The organism is Vibrio sp. 1069 (assembly GCF_033340555.1).
In genome coordinates, this window is sequence record NZ_JAWOWP010000692.1 from 1 (window position 1) to 577 (window position 577).

Below are 577 nucleotides of genomic sequence, written 5' to 3' on the forward strand. Positions count from 1 at the left end.
AGCGCCAGCAACAACGTTAAAGTGTCCATCTAACACTCGTAAGCCAGAAGTATCAGAGCCAGCAGGTAAATCATCTTCGTCAATCGTCAACTGGCTACTGTTATCCACCCCAGTGATAGACGGCACATCATCAACAACGGTGATTGGCAAACTAATCGTGTTCGACACATCACCATCAAAATCCGTGGCATTCACAGGGAAATCAATCACTAGCTCGTTTTCACCATTGCCATTTGGATGATCTAGCTGAGCAAGTAATTCAAATTGATACCTATCATCTCCAGCATTTAACGTAAGTTCAAACACGATATCGGTAGTGCCTTGCACGTACGCACGGTACTCAATCACGCCATTCGCGTTTGAGTATTCAACAAGCTCTAGTGGCTGACCTGCTGACGTTAACCCAGCAACAGGTGAGACAAGATCCTCCAATTGGAAGCTAACGATAGAATCTGCGCCGTCAACGACATCAAAATGTCCGCCGATAATATGATCACCTTGACCATCCGACCCTTTGTTCGGAATGTCATCCTCATCAATGGACAAGTGACTTCCTGGACGAATAGCTTCAATCGTC

1 protein-coding gene is annotated in these 577 nt (G+C 45.8%); it reads right to left on the minus strand.

Annotation, left to right across the window (positions count from 1 at the left end; all coding sequences use genetic code 11):
* Positions 1-577: DUF5801 repeats-in-toxin domain-containing protein (locus R7040_RS28520; protein ID WP_318097894.1), on the minus strand; the 577-nt coding region annotated here is incomplete at both ends.